The organism is Stenotrophomonas sp. C-A, assembly GCF_054030835.1.
Genome location: NZ_CM132916.1, coordinates 373,681 through 387,561 on the forward strand (window position 1 = coordinate 373,681; position 13,881 = coordinate 387,561).

10 protein-coding genes are annotated in these 13,881 nt (G+C 66.1%); 5 read left to right on the forward strand and 5 right to left on the reverse strand.

The features are described from left to right. Positions 1-81: 81 nt before the first annotated feature. The 5 genes from ACW5IY_RS01730 to ACW5IY_RS01750 all read right to left on the reverse strand — a co-directional run bounded on the left by ACW5IY_RS01730 (position 82) and on the right by ACW5IY_RS01750 (position 6,050). The gene (locus tag ACW5IY_RS01730) at positions 82-1,383 is read right to left on the reverse strand and encodes an APC family permease (RefSeq protein WP_049435059.1); all 1,302 of its coding nucleotides are present in this window, start codon (positions 1,381-1,383) and stop codon (positions 82-84) included. Then, entirely contained in the window at positions 1,380-2,141 is a 762-nt protein-coding gene (locus ACW5IY_RS01735) for a L,D-transpeptidase family protein (protein WP_049435060.1), read from the reverse strand. Before ACW5IY_RS01735 ends, ACW5IY_RS01730 begins: the two co-directional genes overlap by 4 nt. Before the next feature lie 15 nt (positions 2,142-2,156). Continuing rightward, complete coding sequence (locus ACW5IY_RS01740) at positions 2,157-3,005, reverse strand: MurR/RpiR family transcriptional regulator (protein ID WP_043400005.1); 849 nt, start codon at positions 3,003-3,005, stop codon at positions 2,157-2,159. A gap of 514 nt (positions 3,006-3,519) precedes the next feature. Beyond that, entirely contained in the window at positions 3,520-4,614 is a 1,095-nt protein-coding gene (locus tag ACW5IY_RS01745) for a dipeptide epimerase (protein WP_012478950.1), read from the reverse strand. Then, complete coding sequence (locus tag ACW5IY_RS01750; protein WP_197638507.1) at positions 4,611-6,050, reverse strand: SH3 domain-containing protein; 1,440 nt, start codon at positions 6,048-6,050, stop codon at positions 4,611-4,613. Before ACW5IY_RS01750 ends, ACW5IY_RS01745 begins: the two co-directional genes overlap by 4 nt. A 132-nt stretch (positions 6,051-6,182) precedes the next feature. Here ACW5IY_RS01750 and ACW5IY_RS01755 point away from each other — a divergent pair, with 132 nt between their 5' ends. The 5 genes from ACW5IY_RS01755 (at position 6,183) to ACW5IY_RS01775 (ending at position 13,873) form a co-directional block, all read left to right on the forward strand. Beyond that, positions 6,183-7,673: a transglutaminase domain-containing protein gene (locus tag ACW5IY_RS01755; protein ID WP_049435062.1), complete on the forward strand. Its 1,491-nt coding sequence runs from the start codon at positions 6,183-6,185 to the stop codon at positions 7,671-7,673. Positions 7,674-7,724: 51 nt separating this feature from the next. Beyond that, positions 7,725-10,724: a TonB-dependent receptor gene (locus ACW5IY_RS01760; RefSeq protein ID WP_049435063.1), complete on the forward strand. Its 3,000-nt coding sequence runs from the start codon at positions 7,725-7,727 to the stop codon at positions 10,722-10,724. 22 nt (positions 10,725-10,746) lie between these two features. After that, positions 10,747-12,297 (forward strand): serine hydrolase domain-containing protein, encoded by a 1,551-nt coding sequence (locus tag ACW5IY_RS01765; RefSeq protein ID WP_049435064.1) that lies wholly within the window; start codon positions 10,747-10,749, stop codon positions 12,295-12,297. Next, positions 12,230-12,943 carry a M15 family metallopeptidase gene (locus tag ACW5IY_RS01770; RefSeq protein ID WP_049435065.1) on the forward strand — a complete coding sequence of 238 codons (714 nt, stop codon included), beginning with the start codon at positions 12,230-12,232 and terminating at the stop codon, positions 12,941-12,943. The genes ACW5IY_RS01765 and ACW5IY_RS01770 overlap by 68 nt, the downstream gene beginning before the upstream one ends. 558 nt (positions 12,944-13,501) lie before the next feature. Beyond that, positions 13,502-13,873 (forward strand): hypothetical protein, encoded by a 372-nt coding sequence (locus ACW5IY_RS01775; protein ID WP_049437073.1) that lies wholly within the window; start codon positions 13,502-13,504, stop codon positions 13,871-13,873. The last annotated feature ends 8 nt before the right edge of the window (positions 13,874-13,881 follow it).

Consider the following 13,881-nt stretch of genomic DNA (forward strand, 5'->3'; position numbering starts at 1 on the left):
CGTGCCTGCGTGGCGGTTAACGGCCCGGTCCGGCAGCGTGATCGCCAGATCAATCCGCCGGGCATGGCCCGGCGCTACCGGTCACCCGGCGTCGGCATCCTTGCGCGGCAGCTTGTAGATCACCGCACCGATGGCAAACGCGACCAACGCAGCCGCGATGTTCTGCCAGCTGGCACTGGCGAACAGCGCCACGCACAGCAGCAGTGCCAGCACCGGAATCAATGGCCCTCCGGGCAGCTTCAATGCGCCCGGGCGGTCGGCATAGCGCTTGGCCAGCACCAGTACCGCAGCAGCGGTACCGATATAGGCGAACAGGCGCGTGGTCATCGACAGCAGGGCCAGCTGCACGAACGAACCGGACAGGGCCAGGCCCAGCGCGATCAGACCCTGGCACAGGATCGAGGCGGCCGGGGTGTGGAAGCGCGGGTGCACCTGCGCCAGGATCTTCGGCCCGTAGCCATCGCGGGCCAGCGCGAACAGGAAGCGCGGGCCCATCATCATCGTGTTGCTGTTGGTGCCGAGGATGGAGATGGTGGCGCCGATGGTGAGGATCAGCGCCAGCGCCTCGCCGCCGAAGCCGGCGGCGGCATCGGCCAGTGGCGTGGCGGAGCTGGACAGGCCGGCCAGCGTGCCCTGCGCCACCACCTGCACCGCGCCGTAGATGACGGTGACGGTGATGATCATGGTGATCAGCGCGAACGGAATATCGCGGCGCGGATTGCGGTACTCGCCCGCAGCAGCCGGGATGTTCTCGAAGCCGGCGTAGGCGTACAGCAGCAGCAATGCGGCTTCACCCATACGCTGCAGGTCATGCGGGTCCGGGCGCTGGCCGGAGAACGCAAGTTGCGGATCGATGTAGAACGCGCCGATGGCCACGAACAACAGCAGCGGCAGCATCTTGCCGATCACCAGCACCACGCCGGTACGCGCGGCCGAGCGCACGCCGATGATGTTGACGCCGGTGAGGAAGCCCAGCGACACCACGATCACCGCGATGCGACCCATGCCGGCGCCCGCCCACGGCCAGAAGCGCGCGACCGCATCGGCCAGTGCATTACTCAGTGCGGCCGCCGAACTGATGCGGGTCAACCAGATCATCCAGCCGATCTCGAACCCGGCGAATCGCCCGAACGCCTCGCGTGCATACAGGTAGCTGCCACCGGGTTCATCGAAGTAGCTGGCGGCCTGCGCGTAGCACAGCACCAGCAGCGCGACCACGATGCCGGCGGCGACCACGCCCCACAGGCTGAAGGGACCGAGCAGGGCGACGGTGGCGGCCGGCAGCAGGTAGATGCCGCTGCCGATCACATCGTTGATCGACAGGCCGACGATCTGCCAGCGGCTGACCGCGCGCTGCAGCTGCGGTTCGTCCTGCGCGCTCAACGGGCGTCTCCGCTCAGTGCGGGCAGTTGCCACTGGGCCTGCAGGCGCGTGTACTCGGCACGCGGCAGCAGCACGAAGCGCGGCGCATCCTGCGGCCGCAACCAGTTCAGCAGGGCCTGCATGCGCGCCTGCGGCATGGCGGTGCAGCCGGCGGTGGCCTCACCCGGCTGGCGCCACAGGTGGGCGAATATGCAGCTGCCCTTGCCGGGCTGGTTGTCCGGGTTGTGGGCGATGACGAAGCCTTCCTGGTAACGCACATCGCCCTTGTTGTGCAGGTCCAGCCGCATCGGCTCGGTGGAGCCCTTGACCGCTGCACTGCCGACCTTCTTTTCATCAACGATGCGGTTGTAGAACGGTGAACCGGGTACGTCCATGCAGTAGCTGCTTTCAAGCATCGGCTGGTAGGGCATCGCGGTGCCGGCACGAGTGACGGCATAGCCGAATGCACTGCCTAGCGCGAACACGCCCGCAGGGCTGCGGCCATCGCCTTCCTGCTTCTGCGGGCCGTCGGCCTGCGCCGGGTGCAGGCCCAGGCCCCAGGCACTGCCGGTGCGGCCGAGCGCCACCGGGAACGCCTGTCCATGCGCGTGCCAGCCCTTGCCATCGCGCACATAGGCCTGCAGCTGTCCCTGGGTGCTGTCCCAGCTTTCGCTGGTGACCACGATCAGCTGGCGCGCACCATCCAGCGGTGCCGCGTGGACGGACACCGCTGCAGCAAGCAGCAGCGCAGCGGTAGCGAGGCGAACCAGCGATTTCATCAACAGGTGCTCCGGTCAGGAATCCAGCAGGTGGTCGATCCGCTCCAGGTTCACCGCCAGCTGCTGCTGGCGGTCCGGATTGGTGTGGCAGAGCAGCACGAACAGGAAATCGAGCAGGGCATGCATGGCGCTACGGTACAGCAGCTGCGCGACCTGCGGCGTGCGATCGTGCGCACACACCACCAGTGCTGCATCAGCATGCGCGCGCAGCGGGTTGGCGGTGTGGCGGGTGATGGAAATCACCTTGCCACCCATGTCCTGGAACTGCCGTGACAGCTGCGACAGCTGGGGCAGGTTGCCGAATTCGGAGAACATCAGCAGCGCATCGCCCGGGCGCGCGGCCGACAGGTTGGCCAGCATCAGGATCGGATCGGTATGCGGCACCACCAGCAGGCCGAGCAGCGACAGCCGCATGGCGAACTCGCGGGCGAACAGGCCATCGTCACCCAAGCCATGGACGAACAGCTTGGGCGCGCCGTCGAGCAGCTGCACAATGCGCTCGATTTCTTCGCGTGGGTTGGCCTGGCGGGTTTCCTCTTCGGCCTGCGCCTTGCTGCGGCGCAGGGCGTCGCCCAGGCGCAGGTAGTCATCGCCGCCGTCGGGTTCGCTGGGGGCCTGTTGTGGATCGGCACCGGCGCGGGCCACATCCTGGCCGATCGAGTACTTCAGGTCCGGGTAGCCCTTGAAGCCGAGCTTCTGGCTGAACTTCACCACGCTGGACTGGCTGATGCCCAACGCGCTGGCCAGCTGCTGGGACGAGTAGTCGCGCAGCAGGTGGGCGTTGTCGAGGATGAAGTCGGCGATACGGCGCTCGATGGCCGACATCTGCCCGCGCTCGGAACGGATCTTCAGCAGGGGCGGCATGCGGGGTGTCCGGGTGTCTGCAAAGGCGTTGCGGTTGACCGCGTAAAGCGAATTATGGGGTGGGTCGGGCGGGTGGAGATTGCGGGGGACGCCGCAAGTACGTCCGTGTAGGCTTGGCCGCCGCATCCATGCGGCGGACACCCCCGCAAGCCCCACCCGCCCGACCCCGGACACATCGCGCGCGCGCCAGCCGCGAAGGGGTTACGGGGTAGGGCAAAAACAAGCGCTTCCACGCGTGGTGTGGATCTAATAGGTGCAGCTGTTGCATTGGACGTTGAGTCCGCCTTCAAGCGAACCGAGCACCGCAGGTCCGGCGAGGGCGAAGAGGCGCGGGTGTCTGAGCGTAGCGAGTTCCCGCGCCGTCCCTCGACGGGCCGAGGAGCGCAGGGAACCGGTTCGTAGCACCGGCTTGCGGCCGGCGGAGCGTTTCTTTTGGTTACTTTTCTTTTCGCGAAAAGAAAAGCAACGCCCGACCCAACGTCAGTGGCACGCCAGGCCAGCCGCAAGGCAGAGATCAACCCAGCATCTCCAGCCCACGCACTTCGGTGATGCCCAACCCCGGCACATCGCTGATGCTGATCTCCGATTCGTTGAAATGCACACCGCCGCTGACCGGGTCGAACTGGCCCAGCGACGGGCCGTCCAGGTCGACCTTGGTGATCACATCGCTCTTGGCCACCGCCAGGTGCACGGCGGCGGCAACGCTGATGCTGGATTCGATCATGCAGCCGATCATGCATGGCACGCCGTAGATGCCGGCGATGTCGGCGATGCGGATCGCGTTGGACAGGCCGCCGGTCTTCATCAGCTTGATATTGATGATGTCGGCCGCGCGCTGCTGGATCAGGTCCATCACCTGGCTCGGGCTGAACACGCTTTCGTCGGCCATCACCGGCGTGTTGACGCGGTCGGTGACGTATTTCAGGCCACTGATGTCCGCGGCCTTAACCGGCTGCTCCAGCAGCTCCAGTACCACGCCGGCCTCTTCCAGCGTGCGCATCGCATGCACCGCCTGCTTGGCGGTCCAGCCCTGGTTGGCGTCCAGGCGCAGCAGGGCGCGGCCTTCGACGGCGGCATGGATCGCCTTGACCCGTTCGATGTCCAGGCCAATGTCCTTGCCGACCTTGATCTTCAGTGACTCGAAGCCGCGCTCGATCGCCGACAGCGAATCGGCCACCATCTTGTCGATGTAGTCCACGCTGATGGTGATGTCGGTGGTGATCACCGGGTCGCCGCCGCCGAGCATCTGGTACAGCGGCGCACCGTGCAGCTGCGCCCACAGGTCGTACAGCGCGATTTCCACCGCGGCCTTGGCGCTGGTGTTGCGCTCCATCGCGGTCTGCACCAGCGTGCACAGATGGTTGAGGTTGACCACGTCCTGGCCGATCAGGCGCGGCGCGATGAAGTGGCGGATCGCTTCGATGATCGAGCCGTGCGTGTCACCGGTGATCACTGCGGTGGCGGGGGCTTCGCCGTAGCCGGTGTGGCCGGTGTCGGTGCGGATCAGCACCACCACGTCTTCCACGGTTTCCACCGTGCGCAGGGCAGTCTTGAACGGCGTCTTCAGCGGCACGCGCAGCATGCCCAGTTCGATGGCAGTGATCTTCATTCAGGAGTCTTGGCCCGCAGGCGCTGGATGTTGGTGATGCGGTCGATGTAGCGGACGGTATCGCTGGCCATCATCGGCTCCAGCGGCGTGACCGAAACACCATTGAGGTGGGCCTGCACGCGCGTGCCGTCGGCACCGAACCAGCTGCCGCCCGCGGTATCGTGGATGACCCAGGTGCGGCCGTCGACATGGCCGATGGCCATCATCACGTGCCCGGGAATGTAGACGAGGTCGCCCACCTGCAGGTCGGTGACGGCGCGGTCGCGCACCGCTTTGCCGTCCTTGCCGGTGAAGGGCAGGCGATCCAGTGCGGGGCTGACCGCCTGTGCACTGGTATTGCGCGGCAGCAGCACGCCGAAGCTGCGGTAGATCTCGGAAACGAACCCGCTGCAGTCGCGGGTGTCGTAGTCATGGCCCCAGCCGTAGCGTTCGCCCAGGAACTTGAAGGACTGCTGCAGCAGCAGGCGCGGGGTCAGCGGCAGGTAGTCGGCGGCGGTGTCCTGCGAGCGCGGCAGCAGCGCCGGCACCAGTTTCAGGCGACCATCGGCCTCGCGTACCGGCAACTGCACCACCCACGAAGCATGCGCCTGCTGGCCGTTCACCGGCTCTGACGCAGGCCAGTCGGCCAGTACCGGCAGGCGCACGCCCATGTCCAGCTGCAGGCGCGAGACACGCGGTTCTTCCGGGGTGTAGACGGTCTGTGCGGTGGCGCCGGTGACGATCCGGTACGGCCCCTTCGCGCCGTAGCCAAGCACCGTGGCCTTGTCGCCGCTGGCGATGGCATCGGCCTCGATCCACGCGCTGTAGCGCTCGCTGTGCACGAACAGCCAACGGCCGTCGGCACTGCGATGGACCACGGCAACCCTGTCACCGGGGAACAGTGCCGATTCCTGGAAGCGGTCGATGTCGGTGTCGCCGACGGTGCTGAAGACGCGCTCGCGGGTGGGGAAGGTGCGCAGTGCCGCGCGCTTCACCACCAGCCCGTAGGCCGGTGCCGTCTGGGCGGGAATCGCATCGAGGCCGAGGTTGGCTTCGATCGCGCTGCGCAGCGCGGGCGCGATCGCCTGGCCCTTGTCGTTGTAAAGGGCACGCGTGGGCCAGCTCGACAGCGCGGCGATGCTGGCACGCACCGTCGCCGCATCAAGCTGGGCGGGCAGTGCGGCGATGTTCTGGATGTGGCTGTCCTGCGCCCGCATCCGCGCGTTCTGTGCCTCGATCTGTGCGCGGTCCAGAATCGGCGCATCAGCGTTGTCCAGGCGCGCGGCCCAGTACTGCGGTGTGAGGTAGGCCTCGTGCAGGCCGATCACATAGGGCAGCGGTGCGCCGGGATCGGGTGCCGGGGCAGCCTGTGCGAAGGCCGGCGCGGCCAGCAGGCACAGGGCCAGGGTCAGCCGGCGCGGCCAACGCCGGCGCGGTTCGCGGGAAGCCAGGCTCATGCGGTGCACACCCTCCTCGAATGCCTGTTGGAATATTTATTCCTTTCGGCTTCGAAATCAAGAATAAATTATTGACCGGCATCCCGGCCCGTGTTACACAGCCGTTACCACCCGCGCTGGGGAAGTGTCGCTGTGGAGTCTGCCGTTCGCAAACCGTGTCTGCCTGCCGCCGCCGGTCTCTGTGCCGCGCTGCTGCTGTGGGCGTGGTCGGCGGGAGCGGAGCCGCCGCCCTCAGCCATCCAGTTTGCGCGCGTCGTGCAGATGATCGACGCGGGACGGTTCTTTGAAGCTCACAGCGAACTGAACACCTGGTCGGCTGCCGACGCGGCGGAGCCTGGCGTCAGTTTCGACGACATCGCGTTCCAGGAAGAACGCATGCGCCGCATCCGCCTGGATTTTTCCCTCGATGAAACCGCCGCCAAGTCCGCCGTGCGCCGCTGGATTCCCGACCTCACCGACGAGGAATTCGCGCGCTGGGACCAGCTCGGCCTGATTGAACACCTCGATATCGATGGCGCGCGCTGGTACTTCAAGCGCGCACCGTCGAACCTGTTCCTGCTCAGCGATGAGGCACGCGCACGCCGCCGCGCGGATGAACCGATGCCGGCGCCGGGCCCGAACGAGGTGCTCAATGCACACCACGCGCGCGTGCTTGCCGCGGCCGAACAGAGTGGCCAGGCGTCGGTACTGCCGCAGCGTATTGAATTCACCCAGTCGCTCACGGTGAAAGCCGATGCCGTTCCGGCCGGTGAAACCGTGCGCGCCTGGATTCCGTACCCGCGCGAGATTCCGGGCCAGCAGGAGCAGGTGCAGTGGCTGGGCAGCACCCCGGGCAAGGCGCGGGTGGCGCCAGCCAGCACCCTGCAGCGCACGGCCTACCTGGAAGCCAAGGCCGTGGCCGGGCAGCCGACCCGCTTCGAGATCCGCTATGCGGTCACGCTCTTTGCCCGGCACACCGCGATCGATCCCGCCAAGGTGCAGGCCACACCGAACGATCCCGCATTGAAGCCCTACCTGGCCGAACAGCTGCCGCATGTGCGCTTCACCCCCTCGCTGAAGCTGTTCTCCGACCAGGTGCTGCAGGGTGAGACGCGACCGTATGAAGTGGTGCGCAAGCTGTTCGCGGCGGTCGATCGCATTCCATGGGCGGGCGCGCGCGAATACTCCACGATCAGCAACATCAGTGATTACGCGCTGCATGCCGGCCATGCCGACTGCGGCCAACAGACCCTGCTGCTGATCGCGCTGCTGCGCATGAACGGCATTCCCGCGCGCTGGCAGTCGGGCATGGTGTTCTCCGACGATGGCAGCGGCTACAACAATCTGCATGACTGGGGGCAGGTCTACCTGGCGCCGTATGGCTGGCTGCCGATGGACGTGACCACCGGCGCACTGGCCAGCGACGTGCTCGCCCTGCGCGATTTCTATCTGGGTGGCCTCGACGGCTACCGCATCGCCTTCAACGACGATTTCGGCCAGCCCCTGGTGCCGGCCAAGCAGTACTTCCGCTCGGAAACGGTCGACTCGCAGCGCGGCGAGGCCGAGTGGGCAGGCGGCAACCTGTACTTCGACCAATGGAGCTACGACTTCCAGTGGCGGGTACTGCCAGCCAGGCAACGCTAGCGCGACACATCGCATTCCACACCATTCAATTCTTGCAGGAGAGAGCAGGGGATGAAGGCTTACAGCATCAAGCGGGCGGCGTTGTGCGTCGCCCTCGGGGCGTGTCTGGGCGTGATCGCGCCCAGCGCATTCGCACAGGATGGTTCGGTGGTCGGCCGATTGGTCAGCGATGCCGGCCAGGTGCCGGCCGGTGCCACGGTCACCGTACGCAACCCCGCCACGGGCTTTGTCCGATCGGTGCAGGCCGACGCCAATGGCAGCTACCGCATCCCGTTGCTGCCGGTCGGCACCTACGAGATGGACGTGAGCCTGCCGGGTGGAGCGGCCAGCCGTGTTGGCCAGGTCACCATCAGCCTTGGCAGTGCGACCACGGTGAACGTGCCGCTGGGTGCGGTCAGCACGCTGGGTACGGTCGAGGTACGTGCACCGCAGGTGGTGTCGATGGTGGATGTCAAGTCCACCGAATCGGCCACGAACATCACCCGCGAGGAGCTTTCGCGCCTGCCGGTGGACCGTGACATCACCGCCGTCGCACTGCTCGCGCCCGGCGCGGTGAAGGGCAAGGGCTCGTTGGGCGGCCAGGGCATTTCCTTCGGTGGTTCGTCGGTGGCCGAGAACACCGTCTACATCAACGGCCTGAACGTTACCGACTTCTACAACCGGGTCGGCTTCTCGTCGGTGCCGTTCTCGTTCTACCAGGAATTCCAGGTCAAGACTGGCGGCTATTCGGTAGAGTTCGGGCGCAGTACCGGCGGTGTCATCAACGCAGTCACCCGGTCCGGCAGCAACGACTTCAAGGCCGGTGCCGAACTGGTGTTCGAACCGCGTGCCTGGCAGTCGCAGGCGCGCGACCGCTACGACGGCAGCGGCAGCCGCTACATCACAGCGAGCCGCGACGACTACAGTCGCAGTGCGCTGAACGTATTCGCGTCCGGTGCGCTGGTGAAGGACCGCTTGTTCTTCTTCGGCATGTATGAAGCTCGCGACTACCGCCCGACATCGACCAACGACGCTGGCACCCGCCTGAGCCAGGGCAAGGCCGATGATCCGTTCTGGGGCGGCAAGATCGACTGGCAGATCACCGACAACCAGATGCTGTCGCTGTTCGGATTCTCGGACAAGAGCAAGACGCTCACCGATGTCTACGATTACGACTACGCCACGGGACAGACTGTGGGTGAGCGCAGCAACCAGATCTACAACACGGTGGGCGGCAAGAACTGGTCCGGCACCTATAGCTGGCAGGTCAACAACGACCTGACCATGAAGCTGATGTATGGCGAGAACAAGCGCAACCGCATGCAGAGCTCGTTGATGGACGAGAACTGCAACCGTGTGTTCGACAACCGAACGGCCAGCCAGGGCGTGCCACCCTCGCTGCAGGGTGACCGCAGCTGCACCAGCAGCTCGCAGCTGGAATCAGCATTGGATACCCGCAAGGCCGCCCGCGCCGATTTCGAATGGACACTGGGCAATCACCTGCTGCGCTTCGGCATGGACCGCGAGGAAAACACCTCCGACTACAGCCGTGCCTACCCCGGTCCGGGCGGCCTGCGCTACGACATCTATGCGCGTACTCCGGGAAGTTCACTCAACGGCGGTGTGGTGCCGGCCAGTGGCCTGGTGGCGCGTACGCGCCGCTATGAGGTGGAGGGTGCGTTTGAGACCGTCAACTCGGCCTGGTACCTGGAAGACAACTGGCAGGTGACACCGAACCTGCTGCTGAACATGGGCGTGCGCCTGGAAGCCTTCGACAACAAGGGCGGCGATGGCAGCAGCTACATCAAGATCGATGACATGGTGGCGCCACGTCTCGGCTTCTCATGGGATGTGCGCGGCGATGGCACCACCAAGGTGTTTGGCAACCTGGGACGCTACTTCCTGCCCGTGGCGAACGTCATCAACATCAAGCAGGCCGGTGGCTTCCTCGACGAACGCACCTGGTATGAGTTCCTGGGCTACAGCGGCGCGGCCAACAATGTGCCGGTGCTGGGCGCGCAGATCGGACCGGTGGACAATTCGCAGGGCGATGGCAGCGTGCCGGACCTGCGTGCTGAAGTGAACCGGGACATGGATCCGGTCTACCAGGATGAAGCGATCCTGGGCTTCCAGCAGATGATCAACGAGGCCTGGTCGGTTGGCGCCAGCGTGACTTACCGCCGCCTGCACAACGCCATCGATGACATGAACATCACCGCCACCGGCCAATGCGGTGCCATCGACGGGGTGTGGATCATGGGCAACCCGGGACGCACCAACACTGTCTGGGGCGACACCAACTGTGATGGCACCAATGATGGCTGGATCAACATCGACACATCCAGGGAAGGCTGGGCGCTGTACGACGATGATGGCAACTACGTGGGCCAGCGCGGCTGGGTAAAGCCCAAGCGCGACTACAAGGCGCTGGAACTTCAGGTCGACCGTGCGTGGGATGGAAAGTGGGGCTTCAACGCGTCCTATACCCTGGCCTATGGACGCGGCAACGCCGAAGGCCCGGTCAACTCCGATACCGACTTCGCCGATGCCGGCCGCACCGAGAACTTCGACAACCCGTGGGTCAACTATCGCGGCTACGGCTACCTGGCCAACGATCGCCGCCACCAGTTCAAGTTCCGCGGCAGCTACTCGTTGACCGAGAACCTGAGCGTGGCCGCCACGCTGGGCGTACAGTCGGGCAGCCCGATCACGCGCTTCGGTGCCGGCAATCCTTTCGACGACACCGACTTCCACAGCTACTACGTGTGCGTGTCCAACTGCCAGGCGACGGTACCGTCCGAACGTGTGTTCGTGCATTCGCCGCGCGGCGGCGATGGGCGTACGCCGTGGACCTACGACCTGGACGTGAGTGTTTCGTACAAAGTGCCGATCCCCACCGATCTGCGCCTGAAGTTGGCGGTGTACAACGTTCTGAACCAGCAGCGCGTGGTGACCGTGGACCAGGATTACGAGCCGCAGGACAGCATCGGCACGCCGAACCCGCTGTACCGCTACGGCACGAGCTTCCAGTCGCCGCGCTACGCGCAGCTGACCGTCACCTGGGCCTACTGAGGCCCAGTGCCGGGGCGTGAGCATGTATAGCCTCTGGATGCTGGCGGCATTGGCCGCCTCTTCGGCATCGGCGACCGACACCGCATCCCTCGATGCCGATGTCGCCACCGTGGTCCGGGTCGAACATCTGCCCGGGCTTGCGATGGCAGTGGTCGACAACGGGCAGGTGGTCTATCGCCATGCGGAGGGTGTGCGCGGCGATGGCGGCCATATCGACGAGGACACGCTGTTCAAGATCGCCTCCAACAGCAAGGCGATGACCGCCGCGTTGCTGGCGCGGTTGGTGCAGCAGGGCAAGCTGCGCTGGGATGATCCGGTGCAGCGGCACTTGCCCAACTTCCGTATGCACGACGCGTGGGTGGGCCAGCAGATGCAGGTGCGTGACCTGCTGATCCACAACAGCGGCCTGGGCCTGGGGGCCGGCGACCTGATGCTGTGGCCGGAGCCGAACGCATTCACCCGTGCCGACATCATTGCCGGGCTGGCACACCTGAAGCCGGTCAGCAGCTTCCGCAGCGGTTACGCCTACGACAACCTGATGTATGTGGTGGCCGGCGAAGTGGCAGCGGTGGCGGGTGGCAAGCCGTATGACCAGCTGATGCGCGAGCAGGTGTTCGAACCACTGGGCATGACGCGCTGCCAGGTGGGGGCGTGGTCGGTGAAACGCGTGGGCAACGTGGCGCAGCCGCATGCCTGGCGCGGTGATCGCAATGAGGTCGTGAACGCAGATGGAGCGATCAGCCCCGATCTGCCGTCGATGGCGGCCGGCGGCATCCGCTGTTCATTGCGGGACATGACGCGCTGGATGCAGGTGCTGCTGGATCCTGCGCTGGTGCCGGAATGGCTGGGCGCTGAGCAGCGCCGCACGCTGTGGACCCTGCACATGCCCATGCCGCTGGGTGAACGCCAGCGACGCTGGGACAACGCGCATTTTTACGGTTACGGCTATGGCTGGCGCGTGTCGGACATGCACGGGCGGTGGAAGGTGGCGCACACCGGCACGCTGTCGGGCATGTATTCGTCGTTGGCGCTGCTGCCCGACCGCAGGGTGGGCGTGGTGATGCTGATGAACGGCGAGGGCGAGGATGCGCGCACCGCGCTGATGCAGGCCACGCTGAAGCGCTTCACCGCACCCGACGATGCACGCCCGGCGATGGAATACCTGGCCGAACTGAAGGCTGACCAGGCCATGCGCGCGGCAACCGGCCACCAGCGGCCTGAAGCCAGTCCGGCGCAGGCGACCATGGGTGCTGATCTGACGCGCTGGCAGGGCCGCTACAGCGACCCTTGGCTGGGCCCGGCGTCGCTGTGCCCGGGCAAGGATGGCCTGCGCTTCAGCGTGGACAAGTCGCCAAAGTTGCAGGCGGCCGTATTGCAGTTGCAGGGGCGCTGGCTGCTGCGCTGGGATACGCTGGGCGACGAAGCGCAGGCGTGGTTGCAGCCAGGCGAGGGCCCGGTACCGACGCTGGACCTGCGCGCCATCGATCCGGACATCGACTTCAGCTATGACTTCCACGACCTGCATTTCACTCGTACTGGCGACTGCGCTGACGGCGACCGCCAGCGCCGCTGAGCCACCGCGCGTTTCGCCAGCCACCGATGCGACCGAGGCAGGGCTGGTGGAAATCCGTTCGGTGGCGCCGCGTATCGACATGGACATCCGCTACGCCGGCGCCAACAACTTCACCGGCGCGCGCGTGCCCGGCTACGAGGCGTCGTCCTGCTACCTGCTGGCGCCGGTAGCGAAAGCGCTGGCGCAGGTGGAACAGGATCTGCGCGCGCAGGGTTTCGGCCTGCGGCTCTACGATTGCTATCGGCCGGTGCGTTCGGTGCAGGCCTTCATGGCCTGGGTGAACGACCCAGGCGAACTCTCGCGCAAGGCGCTGCAGTACCCGGATCTGAACAAGCCACGGCTGCTGGCCGACGGCTACATCGCCGAGCGATCCGGCCACAGCCGCGGTGCCACCGTTGATCTGGGCCTGCTGGATTGCCGCAGCGGTGATTGCATGCCGTTGGACATGGGCACCGACTTCGATTTCTTTGGCCCGCGTGCGCATACACGGGCGAGCGGGCTGACTGATGCGCAGCGGGCGAACCGCCAGCAGCTGGTGCAGGCGATGGCCCGGCGTGGTTTCGTGAACTACCCGCAGGAGTGGTGGCACTACACCCTGCAGCCGGAGCCGGATCCCGGTACCGCGTACGACGTCCCCGTGCGGTAGGGGTATCGGCAGGGCTGCGCCCTGCACCCGCAGAGGCCGAAGCAACGTCAAAAGCGGGCCTCCTGTGGGATGGCGGGGTGGGGCCGGTTGCGGGGGGGCGATGCAAGCCCCCCTCCGGGGTCCGGCCCAGCCGCTGGCGGCTGTGCGTTCGGGCGCTTGCGAAGCAGTGCTTCGCAAGCAAAGCGCCCTCACCCATGTAAGCTCGGCCGCCGCATCCATGCGGCTCACGCCCCCGCAACCGGACCCACCCCGCCTTCGACAGTGGGTCGCTGCTGTTGGTAGGTGTCGACCTTGGTCGACACGGTAGATCCACGCCGTCATTAGGAATCTGTCGGAGGTGGGGCGGTGTGGGTGGGCAGGACCGTTGGCGCCATGGATGGCGCCATCGAGCCCCCAGGGATGGGTTTACGGCGTGTCCTGCCCACCCACATCGTCCCGCCAAACCATCAGCAGTCCAGAGCCGCTTTGGCTTTGGCCGTTGCCTGAAGCCTCTGCGGGTGCAGGGTGCAACCCTGCCGATACCCTTACACTGGCCGCCATCCCACCGCTGCCCACCCGATGAACCTTCCCCTGCACTTCGGCCTGCTCGGTACCCTGGAAGCCGGCGCCATCGCCCTGCTGGTCGGGCTGCTGGTGTACTTCCTGTGGTCGCAGCTGTGCCGACTCCTGCACTGGACGGTCGGCCACGCCATCGGCTGGTCCTGCGTCATCGCCGTGATCATCTCCGCCGGCATCGATGCATGGAAGCTGTTCTACATGGGCATCGTGCGGCTGGAGTCGCCGCTGTACGCGCGCCTGTTCCTGGCAACCATCCACGATCCGAACGAACTCGGCAGTCGCGTAGTGCTGGAAATCGCCGGCGCGCTCGCCGGTGTCGCCCTTGGGTGGGTGTTGTTCAGTTCGCGGTCATCGGGAAAAACCGTCGACTGACGCAGGTT